Here is a 25,222-nt window from a genome sequence, read left to right on the forward strand (position 1 = left end):
GAAGAGAGGGTGCGTGGTAACGGGCGTTACCGGGCGCTGGACTCCTATGGTAATGTGCATTACCAAGTCAAGAGCGTTCGGGAGGTGCAGCCATGCAGGCAGAGAATGACAGCGCGGCGGATCCCCGTCGGGAGGCGATCCTCGCCGCGGCGGCGGAGCTGTTCTTCAGCCACGGTTTCGCGGCCACCAGCATCGACGCCATCATCGAGCGCAGCGGCGGCTCGAAGCGCACGATCTACGCGCTGTTCGGCAGCAAGCAGGGCCTGTGCGAGGCGCTCATCCGCGAGAACAGCGAGCGCATCTTCGGCTCCGAGCGGCTCGACGATCCGACGCTCTCGCTCGAGGAGAGCCTGTTGCGCTTCGCGCGCGAATTGCTGCGGCTGTTCCTGCGCCCGGACACGGCGGGCATGTACCGGCTGGTGGTGGCCGAGGCGCTCCGGGTGCCGGCGCTGGCGGAGAGCTACATGCGCATCGGGCCCGGCCGGGCGCGGGCCTGGCTCGCCGGGCGGCTGGAGCGGGCGCGCGACGAACTCGGCGAGATCGACGCCACCCGGGCGGCCAACCAGTTCCTCGGCCTCGTGCGCTCGGATGTCTACTACGAGACCGTGCTCGGCCTGCGCGACCCGCTCTCCGAGGCGGAGGTAGACACGATGGCGGCCGATGCCGTGCGGGTGTTCCTCCATGGGGTCCGTCGTGGCTGAGCGCGCGGCCCGCGCGCCTTTGTGCTGCCCGCCCGTGCCGCGCCAGGCTGCCGGCCGGCCTGCGCGCGATGCGGCGCCTTCCCTGCGCGGAGCCCGCCCCGCGCCCCGTCACCTGTTCCGTGGCGCAGGCCCGGCGCAGCGGAGGCTGGAATGATCGCACCCGTGCTCAACTGGTTCCTGGCGCTTGCCTTTCTCGCCGGCGCGGCGCTGAACGCCACCGGCCTGCTCGGGCGGCGGGAGTGTTTCCGCCGCCGCGGCTTTCCGGACCGGGCACGCCATCTGGTGGCGGCACTGGAGCTGGTATCGGCCGCGCTGCTCGTCATTCCCGCCACGCGGGTGCTCGGCGCGCTTCTGGGCGGCTGCCTCGCGGCCGGCGCGCTCGACACCGTGGTCGACGACCGCGAATGGGGCCACGCGCTCGCCGTCCTCGCCGCCATCGCGCTCATCGTCATCACCATCGGCAACGACTGAGGGCGCCGGCCCGCCCTGCCCTGCCGGGTCCCCTCCGGCCCGCCCCGGGCGCTTCCGCTCATCCGCCCCGCGCGCGGTGTTTTCCGGCGACAGCCCCGGGGGAGACGCCTTCCAGGCGCCGGAAGGCCATCCCGAAGGCCGCGGCCGAACCATAGCCCACCCGATGCGCGATCTCGGCGGTGGTCAGCCCGCCGCGCAGCAGCAGGTCGCGGGCGAAGGCCATGCGCCAGGCCGTGACATAGGCCATCGGGGGCAGGCCGAGGGCGGCCTGGAAACGGGTGTGGAACGCGGAGCGCGACATGCCGGCCTCGCGGGCAAGCCCGGCGACGGAGAGCGCGGCCGCCGGGTCGGCGTGGATGCGCTGCAGGGCAGCGGCGAGCTGCGGGTCGGAGAGCCCGCGCAGCAGGCCCGGCGCCTGGGCGGGGCCCGGGCCCGAGCGCAGGGCCTCGATCAGCACGAGCTCGAGCAGGCGCTCGAGGATCATCCCCCGGGCGGGCCGGTCGGACAGGGTTTCCTCGTGCAGCAGGGGCACCAGCGCCATCAGCCGGTCATGCGCGGCGAGATGGATCATCTCGGGCAGGAGGGAGAGCAGCAGCGCGCGTTCGCGGGCGGCGAAGCTGCAGTGACCGACGAGCGCGCGCATCTCCATCGGCGCGCCGCCCGGCCCGAGGCGGAAGCGGCCCGGCCCGGTCTCGAGCGGGAGGCGCGCGGCGCCCGGGGGCGGCGCGGTCTCGCTGGACATGGTGAAGCCGTGCAGGTCGGGCACCAGCACGAAATCTCCCGCCGTGAGATCGATGGTCCGGCCGGTGTTGAGGGTCAGGCGGCAGCGCCCCTCCACGATCGCGGCGTAGAACGGGCTCGACAGCCCGCTCCGCTCGACCAGCCAGCGGCCGCCGGCCTCGACGAGCTTCGCGATCGACGGGCGGGGCCTGAGCAGCGCGACGACGCTGGCGAGCGGGTCGGTCGGAGTATCGGGCATGGCAATGTCGGACGCATGATGAAGGAATTCGGACTTGCGTGAATAGTATGTCCGGCGCCGCCGGTCTATCTCTCCGCCAGACGTCGCCGGAGGGTCTGACATGTCGAGCGTACCGCGCACCGGGGGACAAGATCTCCGGCCGGGGCGTCGCCCCCGGGGGAGGCGGACGCCGGCCCCGCACCCGCTGCTTCGCGGGCTGCCGCCCGACCGGCCGCGGGCGGGGGAAATCGCGGCACCCATGGCCACGGCCGCCCCGCGGGGAGGGCGCCGCATCGGCCCGGCCCCGTGGTCAAGAGCCGGGCGCCGCCCGCCCGGCCGGCCCGGGCCGTGTCCGCTGCCGGCCCCGTCGCGCCGCGCGGCGGGTTCGGGGGCGGTGGAAGGCCTTCAACGAGATCTCACCGCCGGCGCCCCCCACCTGCGCGCCCGGCGCGTTCCGCCTGCCTTGCCCGCGCCTGAGCGGCCTTTCATGGAGTTGCCCCGATGAACCGGTTGATCGACCTCGCCCGGCACCTGCCGACACCCGAGCCCGCGCTGAGCGTGGCCTACGCGCCGATCCGGCTGCCGCTTCCGGACCGGGCTCCGCTGGAGCTGCGCCTCACCGCACCCGCGGCCGGCGGCGATCTGCCGGTGGTGCTGCTCTCGCACGGCTTCGGTCCGTCGAACTACATCCCGTCGAGGGACGGGTACGCGCCCCTCGCGCAGTTCTGGGCCGAGCGCGGCCTCGCGGTGATCCAGCCGACCCATGCCAGTTCCCGCGTCGGCGGGCTTGGCCCGGACGGTCCCGGCGCGCCCTTCTACTGGCGCGAGCGGGTGGCGGAGATGCGCGCGATCCTCGACCTCATGGACGAGATCGGGCGTCAGGCGCCGGCCGTGGCCGGGCGGCTCGACCATGGCCGGGTGGCGGTGGCGGGGCATTCCTTCGGCGGGCTTACCTGCAGCCTGCTCCTGGGGGCGACCCTCGGGGGCGAGGATTTCTCCGATCGGCGCATTTCGGCCGGCGTGCTGCTGGCCACGCCAGGGCGCGGCGGCAGCGACCTCACCCCGGAAAGCGCCGCGCGGTTTCCCTTCTTCGACGTCGACTTCGCGCAGATGCGCCGGCCGACCCTCGTTGTCTGCGGTGCGCAGGACGACCCGCATTTCACCCCGCGGGGGCCGGAATGGCATGCCGACGCCTTCCACGATTCGCCCGGAGCGCAGGCCCTGCTCACGATTTCCGGGGTCGGGCACGGGCTCGGCGGCATTGCCGGATGGGACGCGAGGGAGACCGAGGCGGAAGTGCCCGACGCGCTCGAGGCGACCCGGCGCCTGACGCTCGCCTGGCTGCGCCGTACGCTGTCCGCCTCTCCCGACGACTGGTCGAAGGGGCGCGCGGCCCTGGGCGGAGCCGCGGCCCGGCTCGGGCAGCTGGTCGAAAGGGAGGGCCGGGATGCTCCCGTCCCCGCCTCGCGGCATGTCCGGCGCCGGAGTGCCCGCTGACGCCGGCCGGCCCGCGCGAGCCGGGCCGGCCGGCGGGCGTCATCGGGCAGGCGGCTGCGGCGTCACTCCGCCGGGAATATCGCCGCGCCCGTGCCCGGGGGTGCGGCGCCGCGGACAGGCCGGGTGTGCGCCGGTCTGCCCCCAGCACCTGCGGCGATCCCGGCCGCACGGGGGCCGCCGGGATCGGCCGTCCGGTGAGGGACGGTGCTGCAGACGCCTCGCCGCGCGCGGGCGGCGGGGCGTCCGGGCTCATCCGGCGCGGTAGGCCTCGGGAATGACGAAGGTCTCGTCCGCGCGGTAATAGCCGCCGTCGGCGACCTCCTCGATCAGCACCATGGTGTGCGGCCGTGCGGCTTCGGTGAAGTACTCGACGAGCAGTTCCGTGACCCGGTGGCCGATCTCGGCCTTCTGGTCGGAGGTCAGCGAGGCTTCCGGGGTCTTGATGTTCACGAAGGGCATTGCGGGGTTTCCTTTCGGGTTCGGGGTGAAAGCGGCTGGCCCCGTCCGCTCGCGGCGGCAGGCGCCGGCGGGACCGGCCATGCTGTCGACAGTTCCGGCAGCACTCTCGGCAGGCGGGGCGCGATGCCGCGCGAGGCGCCGGGGCCGCAGGCAGGTTCGTTCTGGTGGGTCATCGCTGGTCTCCGGTCTGCTCCCGACATCTGGGAGCCACCTCAGACCCGAACAATTGCACCAAACTTGAAATGATAATTCATCTGATGCTAACAAACCGGATGGACAGGCTGGACCGGCTCGAATTGTTCACCCGCATCGTCGAGGGCGGCAGCTTTGCCGCCGCCGCGCGGGAGATGCGTGTCGCCCGCTCCACGGCGACCAACAGCATCAATCTGCTCGAACGGGAAACCGGCGTGCGCCTGCTCGCGCGCACCACGCGGCATGTCGCGGCGACCCCGGAAGGCGCGGAATTCTACCGCCGGGCGCGGGCGATCCTCGCCGAGGTCGAGGACAGCTTCGGCGCCTTCTCGTCGTCGAGCCCGAGCGGCCACCTGCGCATCGACGCGTCGGGGCTGCTGACACGGACCTTCCTCGTGCCGCGGCTTCCGGCCTTCCTCGCCCGCTACCCGGGGCTCACGCTGTCCTTCTCGCAGGGGGACCGCTTCGTCGACCTCGTGCGGGACGGGGTCGATTGCGCCCTGCGTGCCGGGCATCCCGTGGACAGCAGCCTGCGGATGCGACGGCTGGGGGAACTGCCGGAGATCACCTGCGCAAGCCCGGCCTACCTCGAAGCTCGAGGACTGCCGCGCGGCTTCGACGACCTGGACGGGCATTGCATGGTGGGCTTCGTGTCCTCGCGCACCGGCGAGGTGATGCCGCTGGAGTTCACCCGCGGCGGCGCCGTGCACCTGCGCCACCTGCCCTGCGTGGTCTCGACCGATAATTCCGACACCGCCGCCGCGCTGGCCCGGCAGGGCCTGGGGCTGATCCAGGCGCCGCGGTACCGGTTCGAGGCCGACCTGGCCTCCGGCGGGCTCGTCGAAGTGCTGGCGGAGACGCCGCCCGAGCCGCTGCCGCTCAACGCGATCCACGCGGGCGGCCGCACCGTGTCGCGGCGGCTGGCGGTGTTCCTCGACTGGGTCAGGGACATCTTCGCCGGAGCCGCAAGCGCCTGAAGACCGTCCGAAGGGGCTCCGCGGATGCCCGGACCGGGGGCGGCCCGGCGGCACATCGCCCGCGATACCGTGGCGGCCCCGCTGCCGCCGCGACGCCGGGCACCGGCCGGAGCCCCGCCCCATGAGCGGGCCACGCCGGAGGCCCATGCCCGGGTTGCGCCCCCCTTTGGCGTCTCACGCGCAAGGCCGCGCCCGCGGCGCGGGCTGCCTGCGCGGGGCGTTCAGAGCTCGGGGGTCCGGTGGTCCGACAGGCACTCCTCGTGATCGCGGAGCACCTCCAGGATGCGGCAGTCCGAGACACGGTCGTTGCGGCACTCCCCGATCATCCGCCGGAGCTCCGCCTCCAGCGATTGCAGCCGGGCAATGCGCGCCTCCACCTCCTTCAGGTGCCGCCGGGCCACCGCGTCGACCTGCGCGCAGGAGGTCTCGGGCGTGTCGGAGAGCGCGAGCAGCTCGCGTATCGCCTCCAGCGGAAAGCCGAGCTCGCGGGAATGGCGGATGAAGGCCAGCCGGTCGAGCTCGGCATCGCCGTAGCGGCGCTGACCTCCCTCCGTCCGGCCCGGTTCGGGCATCAGCCCGATCTGCTCGTAGTAGCGGATCGTCTGCACCTTCGTCCTGGTGCGCCGTGCCATGGTTCCGATCGTGAGCATCGGCCTCTCCTCCTGCCCGGATGTGCTTGTCAGCCCGGCCACGGCCCCCCGGCCGGTCCCGATGAGGCGGCTTGAACCTTCAGTGGCTGTAGCTCTTATACCGGTGTCCGATCGCGAATCGCAACGGAGCGGCAGGATGTCGATTGGGAACGGGCCAGCGCGCGAGTGGCGCGTGACGGGGATGGATTGCGGCGCCTGTGCCGCCAAGGTCCGCGGCGCGGTCGAGCGCCTGCCGGGCGTCGGGAACGTGGACGTGGCGCTGATGGCCGAACGGCTGAGGCTGACGCTGGATGTGTCGCGAACCTCGCCCGAGAGCGTCGAGAAGGCCGTACGCGGGATCGGCTTCGGCATAGCGCCCGAGGGTGCGCCCCCGGAACGCCCGAGGAAGGGCTTCGTGATGCCGGAGGGCGCGGCCCCCGGCGCCTCGGCCCCGCCCGCGGCGGAGGCCGTGCCGCGGCAGGATGCCCCGCCGGCGGCCGCGCCGCGCCGGCCATGGTATCGCAACCCGAAGGGTCGGCTGGTGATCGCCGCCGGCCTCCTGCTCGCCGCGGCCTGGGCCGCGCAACTGGTGTTGCCGGCAGACATCGCCCACCAGGCCTTCGTGCCGGCGACGCTGATCGGCCTGTTCCCCGTGGCGCGCCGGGCGCTGGCGACGGCAAGGGCGGGCATGCCCTTCACCATCGAGATGCTGATGACCATCGCGACCCTCGGGGCGCTGGTGATCGGCGCGCCGGAAGAAGCCGCCCTCGTCGTCTTCCTCTTCGCGGTCGGGGAACTGCTCGAGGGCCTGTCGGCCGGAAAGGCGCGGGACGGCATCCGCGCGCTCCGCGACCTGGTGCCGGGGACGGCGCTGCTGGAGGTCGGCCGGCACACCCGCCAGGTCGCGGCCGACAGCCTCGCGCCGGGCCAGGTCGTGCAGGTGCGCCCCGGCGACCGCGTGCCCTGCGACGGCGAGGTCATCGAGGGCATCTCCGGGGTCGACGAGAGCCCGGTGACCGGAGAGAGCCTGCCCGCCCTCAAGGAGCCCGGGGCGCAGGTGTTCGCGGGGTCGATCAACGCCGAGGCGCTGCTGCGCGTCCGGGTCACGAAGACGGCGGCGGACAACACGATCTCGCGCATCGTGCGGCTCGTGGCCGAGGCCGAGAGCGCCCGGGCGCCGACGGAGCGGTTCATCGACCGGTTCAGCCGCTTCTACATGCCCGCGGTCGTCGGGGCGGCGCTGCTGGTGGCCCTCGTGCCGCCGCTCACGCTCGGCCTCGCCTGGGGAGAGTGGGGCTACCGCGCGCTGGCGCTGTTGCTGATCGGCTGTCCCTGCGCGCTGGTGATCTCGGTTCCCGCCTCCATCGCCTCGGCGCTGTCCACCGGGGCGCGGAGCGGGCTGCTGATCAAGGGCGGGCGGGTGATCGAGGCGGCCGCGGGGGTCACCCATGTCGCCTTCGACAAGACCGGCACGCTCACGCAGGGCAGGCCCCGGGTCACCGACGTGGTGGCGCTCGGGGGCAGCGAGGCCGACGTGATGGCCGTTGCCGCGGGGGTCGAGAGCGGCGCGAGCCATCCGCTCGGCCTGGCGATCCGCGCGGAGGCCGGGAGGCGCGGCCTGTCCGCGGCCCCGGTCACCGGGGCGCGGGCGCTTCCCGGCAGGGGCGCCGAGGCCCTGCTGGGCGGCGTGCCGGTCTGTGTCGGGTCGCCGCGGCTGGCGGAGGCGCGTGCGGCACTCACCGGGGAAATCCGCAGCCGGGTGGCGGGGCTGGAAGCCGAGGGCAAGACGGTGGTGGTCGTGCTGCGCGCGCACGAGCCGCTGGGGCTCATCGCCCTGCGCGACGCGCCGCGGGCCGACGCGGGCGAGGCGGTCGCGCAGCTCCGGGCGCTCGGGGTCGCTTCGATCATGCTCACCGGAGACAACGCGCGCACCGCCCGGGCCATCGCGCAGGGGCTCGGCATCGACCACCGTGCCGGGCTCCTGCCCGAAGACAAGGTCGCCGCGATCCGCGACCTGCGCTCCGGCGCCCGGGTGATGATGGTGGGCGACGGCATCAACGACGCCCCCGCGCTCGCCACCGCCCATGTCGGGGTCGCCATGGGCTCGGGCACCGACGTGGCGCTGGAGACCGCCGATGCTGCCATCCTGCGCGACCGGGTCGCGGATGCGGCGGGCATGCTGCGCCTCGCCCGCGGCACCATGGCGAACATCCGGCAGAACATCGCCATCGCGCTGGGGCTGAAGGCGGCCTTTCTCGTCACCACGGTGCTCGGGCTCACGGGCCTGTGGATCGCCATCCTCGCCGATACCGGCGCCACCGTGCTGGTGACCCTGAACGCCCTGCGCCTGCTGCGCTTCCGCCCCTGCGCGGCCGCGGGCCGGCCGGCGGCCGGGGCGCCCGCCTCCCCGGAGGCATGAAGGCAGGCGCGCGCGGCGAGGCCGGCTGAGGTGCGGCCGTCGCCGCCGGCCCGCCCGGCCAGGGCGCCGCGCCGCACACTGCCGTGACCCGGCGCGGGGCGCCGGCCGCTCGGGCCGGCACGTTGGCGGAGCCCCGATTGCCGACTGCCGAAAGCGAACTGTCGAACGCCGGGCGCGGACCCGGCGCCGCGCGGGATTTCAGGCCGCGCCGTCGCGGGTCGCGTTCAGGTAGCGGTAGGCAACGGCAAACAGCGCGAGCCCCAGCCCGGTCAGCGCCAGTCCGGCCCAGATGGGCGAGGTCAGGCCCAGTCCGGCCTCGATCGTGAGGCCTCCCGCCGCCGCGCCGATGGCGTTGGCCACGTTGAAGGCCGCCATGTTCAGGGCACCCATGAGCGTCGGCGCCTCGGGGGCCATGTGCATCATGCGCACCGGGATGGACGGCGTGCCGATCATCACCGCCACGCCGATGCAGAAGAACAGCACCATCAGGGCGGGGCCGTTGGCGGCCAGCAGCCCCATCAGCGCCAGCACCGCCATGGTGACGCCAAACCCCAGGCCGATGGCGCGGAAGGTCCAGATGTCGGCCAGCCGGCCGCCGATCACGTTGCCCACCGCCATGCCGAGGCCGATCAGGACCAGCGCCAGCGGCACCATCCCGTCCTCCATGCCCGCGACCCCGCTCACCAGCGGCCCGACGAAGGTGTAGACCCCGAAGGTGCTGGCGATGGCCAGCGCGGTGATGACGATCATGATCCAGATGTTCGCACGCGTCAGCGCCGCGAGCTCCCCCCTCACCGATCCGCCCGCAAGCCCGGGCAGGCGCGGCAGGCCCGCGCCGAGCGCGACCAGCGACAGGAGCGACAGCGCACCGATCAGCGCGTAGGCCAGGCGCCAGCCGGCCTCTTGCCCGATCCAGGTGCCGGCGGGCGCGCCGATCACCGTGGCCAGGGTGATGCCGCCCATGACCACCGCCACGGCGCTGCCGCTGCGCCCGGACCCGACGATGCGCGTCGCGACCACCGCGGCGGCGCCGAAATACGCCCCCTGCGGCAGTCCGCTGAGAAAGCGGCCGAGAACCAGCAGCCCGAGGTCGGGAGCCAGGGCGGAAGCGACATTCGCGACGGCGGCCAGCAGCATGAGCGCGATCAGCAGCATGCGCCTGTCCATCCGGGCGGCGGCAAGGGTGAGGAGCGGTGCGCCCACCACCACGCCGAGGGCATAGGCGGTGATGGCATGGGTGGCGTGGGGAACGTCCAGGCCCAGCTCGCCGGCGAAGAGCGGCAGGAGCCCCATGCTGGCGAATTCCGAGGTCGAGATGGTGAAGCTGCCAAGCGCAAGCGCCGGCAGGGCCAGCCGCGTCCGGCTGGCCTGCGCGTGAGAGGTCATGGTCATCGAGCTGTCCTGTGAAGTCCTGGCCGGGTCGGCTCATCGACCCGTCGGGCGCCTGACTACACGAGGCCGCCCGCGCCGATAATGGCCTCGATTCTCCATTGCCCTATGCCTGTCCTGCATCAATGCTGAGCCCTGAGCCCTGAGCCCTGAGCCCTGAGCCCTGAGCCCTGAGCCCTGAGCCCTGAGCCCTGAGCCCTGAGCCGTTACGTCACGGCTCCGAGTGCCGGGATGCCCATCGACAGGAGATCGATCCTGACGATCTTCGCGTCCTCCCGCGGCCCATCGCGCTGCACCGTCCCTGCCGCGCTCGCGGCGATGGCCCTGCCCCGCGTGGCCCGGGCGCAGGCGGGTCCGCCCATCGACACCGCGGGCGGCCCGGTCAGGGGAGTGTCGCAGAGCGGGGTCTCCCGCGTTCCCGGGGCATGCGCGACGTCGGCATGACCTCCGCCGAAGCCCCGGGTCACGAGTTGCCTGACCCGGACGAGGTGCTGCCGCGCCGCATCGTCCCGATCATGTTCGCCCGCTCGGGTGTCTGAGCTGGTCCGGCCAGTTCTTCATGGCAATTCCGATAGCGAGTTCGAGCTCTTCACGGCTGGCGCCATCCCGCGCCGACCCGGCTATTCCCGGTAGGAAGGTGTTGAAATATGTCGTCGGCGCGCGATGCGGCGGCGCAGGAGAAAACGTCATTCCGGTCCGCCGCGATTGTCGGCGTCCATCCGAATGGCAACCGTATGACCCATCTCGGTCACCTGCTCTCGACCACATGACCGGCGGCCTCAAGAAAACGCGTCGCGTGCTCGACCTCTGGTGAGGGAATGAGCACATGTTCCCCATCGAAGGTGCAGACGACAAAAACGCCGATCCCGTTGGCGGAAATGGGGTCAATGAGCGCGCGCACGATACCCGACGCATCAAACGGGAAAGGGCCAATGGTGCGCAGGCACGCCCAGCCCGTATCAGCCTCCACGCCCTGAGGAACGCGATCCTCAAGGCAGACCAGAGTTGTCTCGTCGTCGGAGTGTATGACGGCTCTGAAGCCGGGGCCGTTCAGCCAGGCGGGAAGAGTGGCGTTCACCGCTAGACGGGCGATTGCATAGCGCCCCGGGATAAAACGAATTTTCAGGGTTCGGCTCAAGATAGCCCCTCCTCAGGTTTACTGAAGAAGGACATTCCCCTGTTTGCAGATATTGCTCATCGGGGAGCTTCATCTTCCAAGATGATTGTTTTTCATCGGTAAATCATGTCCTCGGCAAAGCCAAGCGAACAAAAATGTGAACTGCAGTATCCGGCAGTATGGGCTCGAACCGGAGCTGCGGCCACGCAGCGGGTCTCGCGCCTGGCAAGCAGCGGCGGCCGTCGCCCCCGGCCCTTCGCTGACCTTCGTCGGACTCGGCCCCGTTGCGGCTCAGCTTCCCCAAAGCGGTCCTTGATGGCAACGTGCAGCACCGCCTTCTCGCCTCAAGTCCGATCTGAGGGCCAAGCAGCCGGGCATGCTGCGTGTTTCCGGAGACCCGCCTTGGTGCAGCCTGTTGGGCGCAGTGTCCTGGTCGCGTGGTCTGCTGGCCGGAGCATTGCAGCGGGCGGCGGCAGGTCGGCCCCAGCGATGACGGGTCTTGCGACGACAAGGGCCACAGCCGCGGTGGCGCTGCCTTGCGGCAGCGCTCCGCCCACGCCGAAAGCGCGCGCTGTCCTTACGCCGCTGCGGCGTCGTCATTCGGCCAGAGCACGTCGAGCTCGGAGCGCTTGATCCGCCATTCCCCATTCACCCGGGCGTAAGTGTCGATGTAGCGCCCCAAAAGCAAGAAGGGGTGCTGCGCCCCGGGACGATCGGTCACGAAATCGAGCAGGTAACAGCTGCCGGTGGCCGTGTCCGGGCCGGTCAGGGTGATCTCGTGGTTGGCAATGGCATGCACAAAGGGGAAATGCCCGGCCTTGCGGGTGTCGAAGCTCTGGTAGGCATCGCGCAGGCTGGTCCTGATCTCGTCGAGGCCCTTCATGGCGCCGACGGTCACGACCACCTCCGCGTCCTCGGTGAACACCTCGCCCATGCGGTCAGCCGCGTTGCCATCCAGCAGCGCGCTGTAGTGCAGGCGCAGGGCGCGGATGTCTTCGCGGTCGAGCATCGCGGCGATGCGGGTCTCTCGGATGTCAGTCATCGGTCTTGCCCTTCTCTTCGTCCCAGGTGGGGAAATCGGTGTAACCGGCAGCGCCGTTGCCGCCGTAGAACGCCTCGCGCGATGGCGTGTTGATCGGCCAGCCGTTCTGCATCCGCTCCACCAGGTCGGGATTGGCGATGAAGGGTTTGCCGAAGGCGATGAGGTCCAGCGCGCCGTCCTTCAGCGCCTGCTCGCCGGTCTCCTGCGTGAAGCCGCCTGCGGCGATCAGCGTGCCAGTGAAGGTCTTGCAGAACCGCGAGGGGAAGCCCGCGGGCATCGCCTCGCCGCCGATGGTCAGCTGGTCGCTGAGGTGGACATAGGCGGGCTGGCGGGCTTCGAGCGCCTCGGCCACGGCAAGCCAGGTGTCGGCCTCGCTCTCGTATCCCCGCATGCCCGACAGCCGCCCGAACGGCGAAATGCGCACGCCCACGCGGTTCATGCCGATCTCGGCTGCGACGGCATCGATGGTTTCCAGCAGGAAGCGCATCCGGTTCTCGATGCTGCCGCCATATTGGTCGGTGCGCTGGTTGGAACTGGCGTTCAGGAACTGCTCGAAGAGGTAGCCGTTGGCGCCGTGGATCTCGACCCCGTCAAAACCTGCCCGGATGGCGCGCCTTGACGCCGCGACGAAATCTGCGGTCACGCGGGCGACCTCCTCGGTCTCGAGGGCGCGCGGGGTCGAAGCAGGCTGCTGCCCCGGCGCGCCGTCCGGCCCGATGGCGAAGGAGAACGCGCCTTCGCCACGCTGCGCGGAGGCGGAGACCGGCGCGGCACCGCCCGGCTGCAGGGACGTGTGCGAAACCCGGCCCACGTGCCACAGCTGGACGAAGATGCGCCCGCCGCGACCATGCACCGCCTTGGTGACGCCGGCCCATGCGGCCTCGTGTTCGTCGGTGTAGATGCCGGGGGTGTAGAGGTAGCCGTTGCCTTCCTGGCTGATCGGCGCGCCTTCGGTGATCAGCAGCCCGGCGCTGGCGCGCTGCGCATAGTAGAGCGCGGTATGCGCGTCAGGGGCGCCAGTCACGGCGCGGGACCGGGTCATCGGGGCCATGACGGTGCGGTTCGGCAGGGGCAGCCCCGCGAGGTCGTAAGGCGAGAAGAGTTGCGACATGGGTAAGTCCTTGAAGGAATGCAAGCAGTTGGCAGGAAGACCGTCGCGCCCCGGTTTCATGGCCAGCGGCGGTTCAGAGGCGTGGGGCCTTCCTTTCTGACCGCCAATCTATTGATCCTGTCACCGAATATAATAGGGTCACGGTTCCAGTCATTTCGTCCCGAGGTTCCGCAATGCCCGAGCACGATGATCCCTTCTCCGGCGTGCGCGAGTTCATCGAGACCATGCGCAACGGCTCCTTCACCGCGGCCGGCGCGCGCCTCGGGCTGACCGGCTCCGCCGTGGGCAAAAGCGTCAGCCGTCTCGAGGCGCGGCTCGGCACGAAACTGTTGCACCGGACCACCCGCCGTCTGTCGCTGACGCCCGAGGGGCAGCGTTACTTCGATGGCTGGGTCGGGATCCTGAGCGATGTTCAGGGGCTCGAGCATTCGGTCACCGAGGGCAGCGGGCAGGTGTCGGGGCGGCTGAGCATCCATTTGCCGGCGGCCTTCGGGCGGCGCCACGTCATGCCGGTGCTGACCCGGCTGGCGGAACAGCACCCGGCGCTCGACCTTGCCGTCAGCTTTACCGAGCGACGGGTGAACCTGATCGATGAAGGGGTGGACCTCGTCGTGCGGATCGGCGCGCTGAGCGACGATGCCGATCTGGTGGCCCGCAGGCTGGGGCGTCAGCGGCTGGTCATCTGCGCCAGCCCCGCCTGCCTCGCCGCGCATGGCACTCCGGCCACTCCCGCGGCCCTGACCGAGCATGACTGCATCATCGGCAGTCGTCGGGATGGCGTGCCGCCCTCGTGGCTCCTGCGCCAGCCGGACGGGGCCGTCATCACGCAAGCCATCCGCGCCCGGCACGAATTCAGCGACGGCGATGCCATACTGGAGGCAACGCTGGCAGGCGCCGGCCTGTCGCAACTGCCGACATGGCTGGTGAGTGACGCGCTGGCGACAGGGGATCTGGTCACGGTGCTGGACGATGTCTCGGGGGCCGAAATGCCGATCCACGCGGTCTGGCCACGCTCGCGCTACCTCAAGCCAGGCCAGCGCGCGCTGATCGACGCGCTGGTTGCCGACGCGGCCAGGGAAGAGGCCGGCTACTGGCTCTGACAGGCTGCGCCTCGCGCAAGGGCGCCTCGGCTGTGAAGCGAAAGCCTCGTTCAGGCCATCCCTGACCTGACGGGGCCTGCATCAGGCGGGGTCTGCGCCCTCCCATTGTGGAACCAAGGGATCGACTGATCGGAAAAACCTCGGGGTTATGGATCCCGAGGGCGGGAATATGTTCGGGCTCAACGCAACACCGATGGGCGGTCTTCTCAGTCAAGACCGTCACTCGGGCCAAACCCGACCCGCCCGCGCCACGGCCCGAGCGCCCCCCTTGGGGCGAAACACCCTTAGCGCGCCAGGACCAGCAAGGACCGATCCCGTGCCCGGACACACCCGCTTCGATCCGCTGCAAGAGGACCGCGGCGCCGATCCCCTCGATGCCGTTTTCGGCACCCAAGGCATGACAGTCGGCCTCATCACGCCGCTCGAAGCCTATGCCGAAAGCCCTGTGCCCACGCTGGAGGGCCATGCCGCTGCCGTGCGGCGCGCCGAAGAGGCGGGGTTTGCCAGCATCTGGCTGCGCGACGTGCCCTTCTTCGATCCGAAGTTCGGCGACGCGGCGCAGATCATGGATCCACTGGTCTACGCCGGGTTTCTGGCCGCGCAGACGCGGACGATCACCATCGGCACCGCCGGCATCGTGCTGCCGCTGCGCGAGCCGATCGCGGTGGCGAAACAGGCCGCCACCATCGACATGCTCACGCAGGGCCGCTTCATCCTCGGGCTGTCGTCGGGCGACCGTCCGACGGAGTACCCGGCCTTCGGCGTCCGCTTCGACAAGCGCGCCGACCGGTTCCGTGAGGCGTTCAGGCTGATCCGCAAACTGCAGGACGAGGTCTTCCCGAGAGGCAGGACCCGGGGCTTCGGGACGCTGTCGGGGGACCTCGACCTGCTGCCCAAACCGCAAGAGGGCCGGCTGCCGATGATCGCGGTCGGGCGCGCCGGGCAGACGGTGCCGTGGATCGCGAAGAACGCCGATGCCTGGATCTGGACCGTAGATGACCCGAAATCGGTCGCGAAGATCCTGAACGATCTGAAGGCCGCCTCCGGTAAGCGGCGCCCGCCGCCTTATGGCTATTCGACCTTCCTCGACCTCGAGCGCAACCCCGATGCTCCGGCGCGGCGCGAACACAACGTGCTGCGCATCGGGCGCAAGGCCCTGCTGGCGCGGTTGCAGCAGCAGGCCGCGCAGGGCGTGAAACACGTGGCGTTCAACCTGCGCCCGTCGCGGCGCCCTGCCGAACGCATCATCGACGAAATGGGCGAGCACATCCTGCCTGCGCTTGCCGGTCCTTCCCGCGAAAGGTGACACATGACCCATGAACCCCGAGGTCCGGAGCAGGACCGCGCGGCGCTGCTGGCGCTGATCGACAAGCTTGCGGCCCTCTGGTCCGGCGAAAGCTCGGGCGCGCCCTCCTGGCTGGCCCCCGAAGCCCGGCTCGACAGCAACCTTCACGGGCAGCTTGGCGGCGCGCAGGATATCCGGGCCGCGCTTGCCGCGGATGGCCGGCAGGGCGCCTGTGCCATCCGGACCAGCAACCGCTACGCCGCAGCCCGCGGCGATGAGGGCGTGGCCAGCTTCTATGCCTGCGGCCAGCTCCGCAACCGCAGCGATGCCCGGCAGGCGCTGCTCTTCGGCGCGACCGTGGTTCTGCGCGCGACGCGCGCCGAAGACGGCTGGCAGGTGAGCCATGTCCGGATCTCCGGCAGCTGGATGCGTGGCGCGGAACGGCTTGCCTCCCACTGGCTGATGCCGCCCGGCGATGCAGGCTGGCAAGTGGGTGACCCACCGCCGGTTCTGGTCAGCGAACTGCATTCCCCTTGGGCGTTGCAGCCGATCGGCACGCCCCCCAGCGATCTCTTCGAGGCGATATCCGAGCTTTACAGCCGCTATTCCTTTGCCATCGACCAGGGCGACATCAACCTGCTCATCGGCAGCTATACTGCGGACATCGCGGGCGGTTTTGCCCCGATGGGCCAGTACGAAGGGCGCGATGCGGTGATCGGACAGCTGCGCAGTTTCCGGCGCCACTGGCCGTGGATGCAACATTTCGCCGACCTCGTCCGGGTCGAGGCCGAACCGGATGGCCGCCACGCCCGTGCCATTGTCGGCCGGATCGTGCCCGAGCAGCCGCTGACCCCGCAGGGCAAGCCGCTTTACGGCGCGCATTACCAGCTGCGCGCCCGGCGCGAAGAGGATGGCCAGTGGCGCTTCTGCTGGACGGATTATCGCCCCGGCTGGTTCGACACCGACAGCCTCCCCGAATTCGACATCGGCCACAGCACCGCCTGATCGGCCTGTCCCGCGCGACGCGGGCAACCCACTCTTGTCAAAAGGCTATCCCATGCGACTGAGCATCCTTGATTACGTTCCCGTCGACGAAGGCCTCGAGGCGCAGGACGCGCTTGCCGCCTCGCTGCGCCTTGCACAAGCCGCCGAGGCCGCCGGCCTGCATCGCTACTGGTTCTCCGAGCACCACGGCATGCCTGCCATGGTCAGCAGCGCGCCCGAACTGATGATGGCACGCACCGCCGCCGCGACCGAGACGATCCGCCTTGGCTCGGGCGGCGTGTTGCTGCCGAACCACAGCAGCTACAAGATCGCCGGGAACTTCCAGCTGCTGGAAGGCATGTTCCCGGACCGGATCGACCTTGGGCTGGGGCGCGCGCCGGGTGCCGATCAGCGGGTCAACGCCGCGCTCAACGAAGAAAGGGCGGGGCAGCTGCCCTATGGCCGGAAGCTTGGCGACCTGCTGGGCTTCCTGAGCGGGCAGCATCACGCCCAGAGCCGTCATGCCGGGCTGCGCGCCCTGCCGCGCACGGCCCGCATCCCGCAGACCTTCGTACTGGGGGCCTCGGGCTCCACCGCGGAAGTCGCGGCGCAGGCCGGGCTCGGCTTCACTTTCGCGCATTTCATCAACCCCGGCCCGCAGGGCGCCCAAGCGGCTGCGGCCTACCGGGCGGCCTTCCAGCCCACCGACTTCGGAGACAAGCCGTCCGTCGTCGTCGCGGTCTTTGCCGCCGTGGGCGAAACCGAAGCCGAGGCCGAGGCATTCGCCGACACCTTCCACCTGTGGCTGTCGCATGCCGAAAGCGCGCAGCCCTTCGACCGGCTGCCGTCGCTCGAGACCACGCGCAACCACGCCTGGAGCATCCAGGAGCAGATGGTGCGGCAGCGCAACGAGGGCCGCCTGGTCTGCGGCACGGCAGACAGCGTCGCATCGCAGCTGCAGGAGCTGGGCCGGGCCTATGGGACCGACGAGGTCATGGTGAACCTGATGATGCCGGGCGAAGCCGCGCGGCAGAAGGCCCTGACCAGCCTTGCGCAGGCGCTGGCGGGCACCCCGCAGGCGCTGTCTGCCTGACCCTTGGGAACGGCACACCCTTCATGACACATGTCCCGGCCAGGCGCTGGCCGGGACAGTCTCCATCTCAAAAGACCCGGCATGACATCCTCCTCCGATCGGCTGCGCGCGCAGCACGACGCGCTGCACCTCGCACACCGCTGGTTCGCCTTCTTCGAGGCACCGGGCGGTGACCTTGAGCGGCATCTCGAGATCTTCGACCCGCAGGTCAGGCTGAGCGGCCACCAGGGCCGCCGCCTGTTCGCCGATGACCGCGACAGCCTTGCCGCCTGGTTCTCCACCGTACCGGGGGAGCGCAGCTCGCATCACATCCTGCACGCGACATTCGAATCTGCCCCGCGGAGGCAGTCACGATTGAACATGCTTGTCGCCTATCAGGCGGTACGCCCCGAAGGCGTTCAGGGCGCCATCATCCGCTACGAGACCGAGCTGTCGCATGGGCCCGGGGGCACACGTTTTCTCGCGCTCGACAAGACACCGATCCTGCCCGACACGCAGGCGAATTTTGCGCCGTCATGGGCCGCGAACCGCGTGCTCGCCCTGGCCCATGCCGCGCTGGCCGAACTGCCGGGCAGCGATGCGCGCCTGCGTGAGACGCTCGGTGCGTCGACATCGCAACTGCAGGTGCGGGCCAACGTCCCCGAAGGCAGCCCGCGCTACCACGCCCTGCTGAGCGCCGTCGGCACAGACGCGGCAGGCGGTTGTCACCTGATGCTGGAACTCGAGGATGATGTTTCGGGGCCGCTGCCTGCGCTGTCCCGCATCATTCAGGCAGAGCGGACCTCGCAGCACCAGTCGCTGGCGTAATCCTGCCCTGACCGGCGGGTGTCTGCGCATCAGGGACTTGGGGCTTGATGGCGCCCTGCGACGGCGAAAAGCAAACTTCTGCCAGACGCGAGCAATGGCGTCGGCGCAGGCATCCGTTGCTGTGACGGGCACACAACAATTTCTCCGACGCTGATACCGGCTGAGGATCATGACGACAGCTTGCGTCGGGTTCATGGTCTTCATCGGAGTTCCCACCGCTTCCAAGCAACCTCGTATCCAGGGCCTCACCACCGCAGGCCAAGCCCCACTGCGCCATGCTCAGGCTCATACAGGGAGAGCGCAACGGCACTCCGCCGGATCCGTGGGCCCATGCCACGAACCGCGGATCCTTGCCATACGCGAAAGGCGCCGGAGCATCAGCCCCGGCGCCTTTGTCACCGTCTTTCAGAGAGCAGCCCAGGTGTACCAGGCGATACACTTCACCCTTGCACCCCTTGCGCAAACTTGTGCTTCCGTCTGCGCAGGCATCCGCTTTCCCCGATGTAGGACCCACCTAAAAAACGCCATTGGGGTCACTCGACATACCCGTAAGTCATTGAATTAAATCACTGCAAGAAATCCCCTCCGCACCGGCGGCGGCCAGTTTGACCTTTTGGCACAGGATTAATGTCCATCGATTTTCCAAGAAAAATGCCGCCTTTCGGCGGCATCCAATTCAAAGTCGTCGGCGTCCGGATCAAACCATGGGCAGGTCTGCCTTCTCATAGATGGCAGCACCGAACTCCCTTGGGTCCCAGATCGGCATGACCCCGCGCTCCCGAAGCAACTTCTCAATGGCGAGCGGTCGCGCACCCATGATCAAGGGCAGCCTCTTCTTGGTCACGTATTTCTGCCGGAAGTTCTCGAGCGCCGCGGGCGAAACCCAGACGTCCTCGCCGTAAGGCTCGGATGCGATCAGCGGTGCCGCTTCGGGATGGCAGAACACGCGACGGCCTCGGGAGGGATCGAACCCGAGAATGATGAGCGCCAACTCCCCGCTCATCCCGGGACGGGGAAGCGCAAGCTTCGACTTGATCTCCTGAGGGTCCACGAGAACGGCCGCCAGGCCAGCAGCACCGGCCAAACGGCATGCACGCAGCAAGCGCCCCTGCAGCAACATCGATAGAATGACGGACATCTTCACCCTCCCCTTCTCTGCAGCCTTGGCGAGCGTCACCATGGTCGTCGGCTTCTCCGCGACTTCGGGAAGGCGCACCTGCATCCCCTCAAGGAAAGCCGCCATTTCCAGCCCATCTACTGCCTTGCTCATTTTGCTGGAAGTCGCCTCGACTCCCGTCAGCCGCGTGAGCGCACCGATTTCAAGAAGCGCTGCCACCATGGGGCGGGACGCCCCCAGCAACTCCGGCAGGCGACTGACCGGCACAGCATGCTTCAGCATCCGAATGGACGGGCGCGCGTCGTCATAGCGCAGGAAGATATGACCGCACGAGGCCTCCCGGTCAGAGGCGGAAATGGCCCCTTGGTCGGCGAGCAGGTTCCGGAGCGTCTTCGGATGTACGAGTTCTCCAGCCGCGATCTTGGCCACACTGCTGACACGGGGGGCCTCAACAGGGCTGCCCAAGAGGATCTGCCCTTTCGTCAGGGGCACCGTGTCGAGGATGTGCTCCCGCAGAAGAGGGCGGATGGCCCCGGGATCCTTGGTCAGCCGCGATGCGGACATCCAAGCATAGAGCATGCCATAAGCAGTCTTGGGATGCATGGAGCCGCGATTGGCCTCGGAACGCTTCAACAGATCCATAAAGGTGGTACGGATCGCCGCCTCCCCCTCGCTCATCACCGGCCACCCCGCGCGGCCGGCGTCATCCCACATGCTTTCGGTCATGTTGGAAGCCTTCTGCCCAGAGCCGAACGCGATGACCGCACCCAGCATTTCGGTGGCACGGACGGCCTGCTCGATCCCTTGGCCATCAAGCCATGCGGGGCCAGAGGCGCCCGCCAGCCTGGCGACAACATAGTCCTGCAATGGCGAAGGCCGCAGCGAGGCCTTAGGTCCGACCGCCAGCGCATCTTTCTCCCAAGGCAACGCCTGAAGTTCATGCGCACCGTCGTCCCATTTCCCGCCGCGGTGGCTGAGCAACGGGATCTGATGCACGGGACAGACCCTGACCACGGACAGGGACCAGATCAAACGGTGCCGCCACTTGGTGGCGGGGCGCGCAGCACCCGCGGCATCCTCGGCCAGGCAGGAAGGGCAGAAGCGGGTGACGGGCCCAGTCAGGAACTCCGCAGCGAAGCGCTCACCGCGGAGGGCATATTGCCGATCACCGAGCGCTGTCACAGCGTTATGCGCGACTGGTGCGCGCTCCTGCCCGGAGATCGAACACAGCCGCGCAAGCGCACACTCTTCGCCACGCTTCAAGGACCAGAGGTCGATGCCAAGGTCGTTCAAAAACGGCACAAGGCGCCCACCCGTGTGAAAGGCCGCGCTACGCGCGGCCCAGGAGAGCGGAGTTTCATCCGGATGAAACGGCAAGCGGGGGAAAAGCATTGCCATGACTCAACCCCTCCGCCGCGTCGAGACACGCGGTGCCACCTCGGAGGCCTGATCGAGGCGCAGAAGCCGATACTGCTCGGCATAGAACACGTTCTGGTCGGCAGGACACCCTTCATGCATGGCCCAGGCGCGGGCGAAGTGATCGATCGTCAGATCGCTGGCCTCCGCGTAGAGGGCCACCTCGATCGCGCGCACAATCAGTTCGATCGCCCTGCCGAACCGGTAGCGCGCCCCATGGAAGATCCGCCCGACAAGGTCGGCCTCGACCGGCGCACCAAGGCCTGCTCGTTGGCAGTAGTCGCCCACGATCTGCTGGAACAGGTCACCGTGCAATTCGGGAACCAGCGCCGCAAAAGCGACCGTCGAAAAGCGTCGCTGAACCTGGGGATCCGTCCGGATAACCTGCGCAAGCTCCTCGGTGCCGGAGAGGACAACGATCACGGCATCGTCCCCCTGCATCAGGGACTTCAATGCTCGCAGAATGAGGTTCCTGTCCGCGCAAAACAGGTCGTGGGCCTCGTCGATCCACAGGACAACAGTACCCGTCACGCGCATGCGCTCGCGAAGGATCTGGACAAGCGACCAGACCTGCCGGGTCGGCGACACCGTTCCGTAGCCACTCTTCTCGAGCATCTCCAGCACCATGCTCTTGAGGGTTGCCGGGCTCGGTACGGAGCATTCCAGGAACCTCGGACGGCCGTACTCCCCCTCTGCCAGGACAGGAAACTTCATCAGGGCGCGATGAACGAGGTGGGACTTGCCGCTGCCGGCGCCGCCCACGACCATGATACCGCGCGTTTCATTGGTCCGGGTGAAGCGGATCGGCTCGGGGGAGAGTTCCCCCTCGTCGTCCCGTTTCAGGAGGCGCGCAAGTTGGCCCGTTAGCTCGGTATCCATATCGGAGCCAACGTGGAGGCTCCGAAGATGTTCGAGCGCACGTGCGGTTTGAGCGTGATGCGACATGATCAGTCCTCTTCGATGTTCAGGGTCGTCTGGGTCTTGGGCGCGCTGCCGGCACGTTTCGCCGCGGTGCGCTGCGCCGGAGGCGTGGCATCGGAGGGCTCGACGTGATCGCGAATGGCACGGCCCAGCTCGCTGTCATTCTGCGCGCTGGAGGCGCGCTCATGGAATTCCACGCCAGCAAGTACGTTCTTCTCCGCACGATCGAAGGCTTCAGCAGACCAGTCCTCCAGGTTCAGGCTCGCCTCAGCCATGGCGGCTTCGTTGCGCTCTTCGATCGCCTTGATGGCCTGACGGACAGCCGGCAGATCCAACCGGTTCGACTTCGGGTTACCGGCACGAACCGCGCGGGTTGCCGTCAGCCAGGTTTGCGCGGAAACTCCTTCGAGGCTGGCGTCAACAGACGGCACCTCATGCCACCGATCTCCCAGCTGAACCGAAACGGCTCCGATATCCTTGGGGTGTCAGCGCACATTGACGGTGCAGCTGTCCTCACGACGGAGCCACGCCGCCAGTTTCTCGGAGTGATAGCGGACCTTGAGGATGGTGATCCCGGTCTTGTCCAGCGTAGCGGTCTTATGCTGGCCGAACACGGTGCGCGCAGTGTGCATGTCCGGCGGCGGCATCACACCCCATTGCGTGCTCAGACGACGCCAGCAGGCGATGGGCGTCTCTCCGTCCAGCCCACGGTGAGGCGTGTTGTGGTAGATGTCGACGACCCAGCGAACCAGCGCAAAGGTCAGATCATCTACGGTCAGCGCAGCGCGTTTGGTGGGGTCAGAGTCGCCTTTCTCCAGAATGTTGGAGAAGGTACGGCCAGACAGGCGCGGCATCAGATCCAGGACGAAGGTCTTGAACACACGTTCGATGGTCCCGCGAACTTCCGGAACGCCGTTGATGGCGATCTCCGTAGCGATCGCCAGATCAGCACATGCGAACCGAAAGCGTTCGGACTTGAACGCAAGGCCTCCGTCGGTGACGATCAATTCGGGCCGACCATGCATGTCCCAGGCGGTGAGCGCGCCGACGGCGTCTGCCCACTTGCCCTTGTTCGTCATGATCATCTGCACCGCCTGGGTAGCGGCCTCGCCCCCGGGTTCCCGACTCAGGACCATGGAGAGGATGCAGCGCGTGGTGCAGCAGATCGCTGCGGTGATCCACCAGCGCGCCTTCTTTTTGTCGAGCCCCATGGCAGCCCTCTCCTCGTCCGGCAGGAGATCGAACATGCCGGAGTCCTTCATGAGGGTGATCAGGTCGACTTGCCATTCGTCGATTTCCACCCGCTGAAGCGGCCGGGTGAGATCCAGGCCGTTGAGCACCGGGCGGTACTTCTTCCGCGCCGCGGCCTCGCCTTCCCGGGCCAAGGTCACTTGGAAAGGATCGAGCTCGCGCACAGCGCGGCGGACCGTCTCACGGCTTGGCGTGGTCAACACACCCAGCCCAACTTTGACCCGTTCGGCATTACGCTCGTCGAAGGCGATTTGGACGCCTTCATGGATCATCTTGATCGTCGGCTTCTCGGGCGAAAGATACTTCCGCACCTCGGTCATGAGCAGGCCGATTTCTTCAGGCCCCATCACCCGAGTGCGGTTGCCGCGACGGTGCATGGCATCGGCCATCCCGACCAGCCCCAGCTCTTCTTTTGCCTCCAGCCAACGGCGCAAGGTACGAGGCGAGGGCGCTTCGTCGAAATTGCCCGAAATATCGAGCTTTCTATCGCCAACACGGGTATGCTTTCCCGCGTATGCCAATGCCTTACCCTTGATCAGCGCCATGTTGGTGTCGAGGCTCTCATCCGTCATCTTGATAAGGCCATCGCGGCGCAGCTCGAGGATCGCCTCGCAGTAAGCGTCCTTCTTGGAAAGGCGCACCCGGGTCTTGAACGGCAGGTCGTCGATGAAGCTGGCGGATTGGACCAGGCGCTTACGGGCCGAAGCAGGATCGTAGTAGCCCAGCTCGACCCGGATACGGCCTTGCGCTCCCAAACGGCTCAGCTGCTCGTGCGAGTAGCTATGCGCGAGCGCCTCACTGTCATCGGCACCGAAGACGTACCCCTCCTCGGAGTGGTAAATGACCTTGCAGGCCATCCCGTTGATATGCACCCGGTCGAGCTTCCCGAAGGCGTAGCGTACGTTGTCGATATTGAAGTTGAGTTCCATTTTCTTTCCTTTGATGTCGTCCGGTCGTTCCGGAATTTGAGCGCGCGGAAAGAACCCACTGCCGATGTGCAGTCGGGCCGCCGCAGCGGTTGATGGGGGATGATTGGTAGAGGGACTGAGACAGAGCTGCGGTTAGTGCAGCGCCATCACCCTGATGACCTGGGAGGTTTCGCTGATCTTCTCCTGGCGCAGGAGTTGGAGGTGCCCCGATCCGATGTGACGGACCACGGCGCGCAAGCCGGTACCCTCCATCCCGATCCGGTCACGCAGGGCCCCGATCGTCTCGACGCCGCGCATTGCACCGATCACCTCGGCAGCCGCCCGATCTGCGTCAGGCTCCGCAATGCGTACCGAGTGGAGGTGCGTGGCGTTGTGAAGGGCGACGGGGCACACATCACGCTCGGTGAAGAGGCGAAAGTCATCGAACACACCCTGGGAGAGCGACTGGTGCTTGACCCTGGCCAGCTCGTCCTCGTACCCGGCGCTGACACGATGGATCGGACGCACCGCGTAGCCGATACGACGGCCGTCCCGCAGCCGGCAGACAAGGTCGACATAGTGGGTGTAGTACTCGCCATCAGCATCATACCAGTCAAAGGCTTGCTGCTCCACGAGATCGGCCGTGGTCGGCGCATAGCGGAGGATGAGCGCCACCTTCTTCTCAAGGTTGCTTTCCAGGCCGACGCCGCGTCCGTGGCCTTCGCCAAAAGTGATATGTCCCGTGAAATGGGACTTCGATGCGACTTGAGTGCTGCGGTTGCCAGCGCTCAACTCGGGCAAGCGAATGCCGCCCGGCAGAAAGAGATAAGACATGATTTCTCCCGCCCCGAGAAATAGACATTCTCGGGCTATGACGATCTTGGAAATGCGCGGAGAGCCGTCCTTGTCCTGGCGGCAGCATCATGCTAATCGGCAGGTGCAACACAGGGATCGGGCTTTCGCACGGTTCATTCGGGCGCCGAGCGCCTATATCTGGTTTTGGGTGTTTGAGCCTCTTTGGACAGTTTCTTCCGATGAGCGCCTGCAACCTGAGTGGAACTGAGAGATCAGAACCGCGTCAGGAGATCAGCCGCATATTCGGGAATTGCCCATAAAAGACGAACGTTCCCCGTGTCCAGCCCGCCGGGAGAGCGGGGTTTCGGGGGCCGAATTTTCGCAAATTCCGGCCTCAAGATCGGAAAGGCACATGCCTCCGGTTTTCAGATCATCCAGCAGATTTTGCGAAAAGATGACCGGAAGTTCTTCAGCACCACCCGAAACGCGGGCGCTGTGAGCTTCAGAAAATTTTTGAATGGCCATTTTCATCGGGATAACTCTGTGGATAGTTGAGAACGCACGCCAATTCGGCGGCGCACAT

The 25,222-nt window shown here is 68.4% G+C and carries 23 protein-coding genes; 10 read left to right on the plus strand and 13 right to left on the minus strand.

Going from position 1 to position 25,222, the window contains the following annotated elements; translation table 11 throughout:
• The first annotated feature begins 92 nt into the window (after nucleotides 1–92).
• On the plus strand, nucleotides 93–701 hold the full coding sequence (locus D3P35_RS19575; protein ID WP_118136991.1) for a TetR/AcrR family transcriptional regulator: 609 nt from the start codon (nucleotides 93–95) through the stop codon (nucleotides 699–701).
• A gap of 150 nt (nucleotides 702–851) precedes the next feature.
• Nucleotides 852–1,172, plus strand: a complete 321-nt coding sequence (locus D3P35_RS19580) for a DoxX family protein (RefSeq protein WP_118136993.1) — start codon at nucleotides 852–854, stop codon at nucleotides 1,170–1,172.
• A gap of 58 nt (nucleotides 1,173–1,230) precedes the next feature.
• Here the strand turns inward: D3P35_RS19580 and D3P35_RS19585 are convergent, their stop codons facing one another.
• Entirely contained in the window at nucleotides 1,231–2,151 is a 921-nt protein-coding gene (locus tag D3P35_RS19585; RefSeq protein ID WP_118136995.1) for an AraC family transcriptional regulator, read from the minus strand.
• A gap of 480 nt (nucleotides 2,152–2,631) precedes the next feature.
• On the opposite strand from D3P35_RS19585, the gene D3P35_RS19590 reads away from it, so the two are divergent.
• Nucleotides 2,632–3,627: a dienelactone hydrolase gene (locus tag D3P35_RS19590; protein WP_118136997.1), complete on the plus strand. Its 996-nt coding sequence runs from the start codon at nucleotides 2,632–2,634 to the stop codon at nucleotides 3,625–3,627.
• 249 nt (nucleotides 3,628–3,876) lie between these two features.
• Here the strand turns inward: D3P35_RS19590 and D3P35_RS19595 are convergent, their stop codons facing one another.
• A complete protein-coding gene (locus D3P35_RS19595) occupies nucleotides 3,877–4,086 on the minus strand; it encodes a 4-oxalocrotonate tautomerase family protein (RefSeq protein WP_118136999.1) in 210 nt (69 codons plus the stop codon).
• 257 nt (nucleotides 4,087–4,343) lie between these two features.
• Here D3P35_RS19595 and D3P35_RS19600 point away from each other — a divergent pair, with 257 nt between their 5' ends.
• Nucleotides 4,344–5,255: a LysR family transcriptional regulator gene (locus D3P35_RS19600; protein ID WP_232830569.1), complete on the plus strand. Its 912-nt coding sequence runs from the start codon at nucleotides 4,344–4,346 to the stop codon at nucleotides 5,253–5,255.
• Nucleotides 5,256–5,476: 221 nt separating this feature from the next.
• On the opposite strand, the gene D3P35_RS19605 is transcribed toward D3P35_RS19600, so the two are convergent.
• On the minus strand, nucleotides 5,477–5,905 hold the full coding sequence (locus D3P35_RS19605) for a helix-turn-helix domain-containing protein (RefSeq protein ID WP_118137003.1): 429 nt from the start codon (nucleotides 5,903–5,905) through the stop codon (nucleotides 5,477–5,479).
• Between the two features lie 136 nt (nucleotides 5,906–6,041).
• Here D3P35_RS19605 and D3P35_RS19610 point away from each other — a divergent pair, with 136 nt between their 5' ends.
• Nucleotides 6,042–8,303 (plus strand): heavy metal translocating P-type ATPase, encoded by a 2,262-nt coding sequence (locus D3P35_RS19610; RefSeq protein ID WP_232830570.1) that lies wholly within the window; start codon nucleotides 6,042–6,044, stop codon nucleotides 8,301–8,303.
• 198 nt (nucleotides 8,304–8,501) lie between these two features.
• Here D3P35_RS19610 and D3P35_RS19615 read toward each other — a convergent pair whose 3' ends face one another.
• From D3P35_RS19615 to D3P35_RS19630, 4 genes are all read right to left on the minus strand, one after another.
• Nucleotides 8,502–9,695 carry an MFS transporter gene (locus tag D3P35_RS19615; protein ID WP_118137007.1) on the minus strand — a complete coding sequence of 398 codons (1,194 nt, stop codon included), beginning with the start codon at nucleotides 9,693–9,695 and terminating at the stop codon, nucleotides 8,502–8,504.
• 745 nt (nucleotides 9,696–10,440) lie between these two features.
• Nucleotides 10,441–10,830 carry an ACT domain-containing protein gene (locus D3P35_RS19620; RefSeq protein ID WP_157982230.1) on the minus strand — a complete coding sequence of 130 codons (390 nt, stop codon included), beginning with the start codon at nucleotides 10,828–10,830 and terminating at the stop codon, nucleotides 10,441–10,443.
• A gap of 556 nt (nucleotides 10,831–11,386) precedes the next feature.
• On the minus strand, nucleotides 11,387–11,851 hold the full coding sequence (locus tag D3P35_RS19625; RefSeq protein ID WP_118137011.1) for a nuclear transport factor 2 family protein: 465 nt from the start codon (nucleotides 11,849–11,851) through the stop codon (nucleotides 11,387–11,389).
• Complete coding sequence (locus D3P35_RS19630; protein ID WP_118137013.1) at nucleotides 11,844–12,962, minus strand: alkene reductase; 1,119 nt, start codon at nucleotides 12,960–12,962, stop codon at nucleotides 11,844–11,846. The genes D3P35_RS19625 and D3P35_RS19630 overlap by 8 nt, the downstream gene beginning before the upstream one ends.
• A 173-nt stretch (nucleotides 12,963–13,135) precedes the next feature.
• On the opposite strand from D3P35_RS19630, the gene D3P35_RS19635 reads away from it, so the two are divergent.
• From D3P35_RS19635 to D3P35_RS19655, 5 genes are all read left to right on the plus strand, one after another.
• Entirely contained in the window at nucleotides 13,136–14,062 is a 927-nt protein-coding gene (locus tag D3P35_RS19635) for a LysR substrate-binding domain-containing protein (RefSeq protein WP_118137015.1), read from the plus strand.
• 316 nt (nucleotides 14,063–14,378) lie between these two features.
• Nucleotides 14,379–15,368 (plus strand): TIGR03571 family LLM class oxidoreductase, encoded by a 990-nt coding sequence (locus D3P35_RS19640; RefSeq protein ID WP_118137017.1) that lies wholly within the window; start codon nucleotides 14,379–14,381, stop codon nucleotides 15,366–15,368.
• A gap of 3 nt (nucleotides 15,369–15,371) precedes the next feature.
• Nucleotides 15,372–16,352, plus strand: coding sequence for a nuclear transport factor 2 family protein (locus D3P35_RS19645; RefSeq protein WP_118137019.1), 981 nt, complete (start codon nucleotides 15,372–15,374; stop codon nucleotides 16,350–16,352).
• 52 nt (nucleotides 16,353–16,404) lie between these two features.
• On the plus strand, nucleotides 16,405–17,424 hold the full coding sequence (locus tag D3P35_RS19650; RefSeq protein WP_118137021.1) for an MsnO8 family LLM class oxidoreductase: 1,020 nt from the start codon (nucleotides 16,405–16,407) through the stop codon (nucleotides 17,422–17,424).
• A gap of 81 nt (nucleotides 17,425–17,505) precedes the next feature.
• A complete protein-coding gene (locus D3P35_RS19655) occupies nucleotides 17,506–18,231 on the plus strand; it encodes a hypothetical protein (protein WP_118137023.1) in 726 nt (241 codons plus the stop codon).
• Nucleotides 18,232–18,928: 697 nt separating this feature from the next.
• Here D3P35_RS19655 and D3P35_RS19660 read toward each other — a convergent pair.
• The 6 genes from D3P35_RS19660 to D3P35_RS26300 all read right to left on the minus strand — a co-directional run bounded on the left by D3P35_RS19660 (nucleotide 18,929) and on the right by D3P35_RS26300 (nucleotide 25,170).
• The gene (locus D3P35_RS19660; RefSeq protein ID WP_118137025.1) at nucleotides 18,929–20,746 is read right to left on the minus strand and encodes a TniQ family protein; all 1,818 of its coding nucleotides are present in this window, start codon (nucleotides 20,744–20,746) and stop codon (nucleotides 18,929–18,931) included.
• Between the two features lie 3 nt (nucleotides 20,747–20,749).
• Nucleotides 20,750–21,709 carry a TniB family NTP-binding protein gene (locus D3P35_RS19665; protein WP_118137027.1) on the minus strand — a complete coding sequence of 320 codons (960 nt, stop codon included), beginning with the start codon at nucleotides 21,707–21,709 and terminating at the stop codon, nucleotides 20,750–20,752.
• 2 nt (nucleotides 21,710–21,711) lie between these two features.
• Entirely contained in the window at nucleotides 21,712–22,116 is a 405-nt protein-coding gene (locus tag D3P35_RS26295; RefSeq protein ID WP_157982231.1) for a hypothetical protein, read from the minus strand.
• 54 nt (nucleotides 22,117–22,170) lie between these two features.
• Nucleotides 22,171–23,865: a DDE-type integrase/transposase/recombinase gene (locus D3P35_RS19675; protein WP_118137032.1), complete on the minus strand. Its 1,695-nt coding sequence runs from the start codon at nucleotides 23,863–23,865 to the stop codon at nucleotides 22,171–22,173.
• 132 nt (nucleotides 23,866–23,997) lie between these two features.
• On the minus strand, nucleotides 23,998–24,678 hold the full coding sequence (locus D3P35_RS19680; RefSeq protein WP_118137034.1) for a hypothetical protein: 681 nt from the start codon (nucleotides 24,676–24,678) through the stop codon (nucleotides 23,998–24,000).
• 252 nt (nucleotides 24,679–24,930) lie between these two features.
• Nucleotides 24,931–25,170, minus strand: a complete 240-nt coding sequence (locus tag D3P35_RS26300; protein ID WP_157982232.1) for a hypothetical protein — start codon at nucleotides 25,168–25,170, stop codon at nucleotides 24,931–24,933.
• Between the last annotated feature and the right edge of the window lie 52 nt (nucleotides 25,171–25,222).

This window comes from Oceanicella sp. SM1341, assembly GCF_003448965.1.
Lineage (GTDB): Bacteria > Pseudomonadota > Alphaproteobacteria > Rhodobacterales > Rhodobacteraceae > Paroceanicella.

What these genes read in the sequence shown, in the direction of transcription:
- D3P35_RS19575 (WP_118136991.1), top strand. Translation starts at nt 93, where the DNA reads ATGCAGGCAGAGAATGACAGCGCGGCGGATCCCCGTCGGGAGGCGATC.
- D3P35_RS19580 (WP_118136993.1), top strand. Translation starts at nt 852, where the DNA reads ATGATCGCACCCGTGCTCAACTGGTTCCTGGCGCTTGCCTTTCTCGCC.
- D3P35_RS19585 (WP_118136995.1), bottom strand. Translation starts at nt 2,151, where the DNA reads ATGCCCGATACTCCGACCGACCCGCTCGCCAGCGTCGTCGCGCTGCTC.
- D3P35_RS19590 (WP_118136997.1), top strand. Translation starts at nt 2,632, where the DNA reads ATGAACCGGTTGATCGACCTCGCCCGGCACCTGCCGACACCCGAGCCC.
- D3P35_RS19595 (WP_118136999.1), bottom strand. Translation starts at nt 4,086, where the DNA reads ATGCCCTTCGTGAACATCAAGACCCCGGAAGCCTCGCTGACCTCCGAC.
- D3P35_RS19600 (WP_232830569.1), top strand. Translation starts at nt 4,344, where the DNA reads ATGCTAACAAACCGGATGGACAGGCTGGACCGGCTCGAATTGTTCACC.
- D3P35_RS19605 (WP_118137003.1), bottom strand. Translation starts at nt 5,905, where the DNA reads ATGCTCACGATCGGAACCATGGCACGGCGCACCAGGACGAAGGTGCAG.
- D3P35_RS19610 (WP_232830570.1), top strand. Translation starts at nt 6,042, where the DNA reads ATGTCGATTGGGAACGGGCCAGCGCGCGAGTGGCGCGTGACGGGGATG.
- D3P35_RS19615 (WP_118137007.1), bottom strand. Translation starts at nt 9,695, where the DNA reads ATGACCATGACCTCTCACGCGCAGGCCAGCCGGACGCGGCTGGCCCTG.
- D3P35_RS19625 (WP_118137011.1), bottom strand. Translation starts at nt 11,851, where the DNA reads ATGACTGACATCCGAGAGACCCGCATCGCCGCGATGCTCGACCGCGAA.
- D3P35_RS19630 (WP_118137013.1), bottom strand. Translation starts at nt 12,962, where the DNA reads ATGTCGCAACTCTTCTCGCCTTACGACCTCGCGGGGCTGCCCCTGCCG.
- D3P35_RS19635 (WP_118137015.1), top strand. Translation starts at nt 13,136, where the DNA reads ATGCCCGAGCACGATGATCCCTTCTCCGGCGTGCGCGAGTTCATCGAG.
- D3P35_RS19645 (WP_118137019.1), top strand. Translation starts at nt 15,372, where the DNA reads ATGACCCATGAACCCCGAGGTCCGGAGCAGGACCGCGCGGCGCTGCTG.
- D3P35_RS19650 (WP_118137021.1), top strand. Translation starts at nt 16,405, where the DNA reads ATGCGACTGAGCATCCTTGATTACGTTCCCGTCGACGAAGGCCTCGAG.
- D3P35_RS19655 (WP_118137023.1), top strand. Translation starts at nt 17,506, where the DNA reads ATGACATCCTCCTCCGATCGGCTGCGCGCGCAGCACGACGCGCTGCAC.
- D3P35_RS19660 (WP_118137025.1), bottom strand. Translation starts at nt 20,746, where the DNA reads ATGGCAATGCTTTTCCCCCGCTTGCCGTTTCATCCGGATGAAACTCCG.
- D3P35_RS19665 (WP_118137027.1), bottom strand. Translation starts at nt 21,709, where the DNA reads ATGTCGCATCACGCTCAAACCGCACGTGCGCTCGAACATCTTCGGAGC.
- D3P35_RS19675 (WP_118137032.1), bottom strand. Translation starts at nt 23,865, where the DNA reads ATGGAACTCAACTTCAATATCGACAACGTACGCTACGCCTTCGGGAAG.
- D3P35_RS19680 (WP_118137034.1), bottom strand. Translation starts at nt 24,678, where the DNA reads ATGTCTTATCTCTTTCTGCCGGGCGGCATTCGCTTGCCCGAGTTGAGC.
- D3P35_RS26300 (WP_157982232.1), bottom strand. Translation starts at nt 25,170, where the DNA reads ATGAAAATGGCCATTCAAAAATTTTCTGAAGCTCACAGCGCCCGCGTT.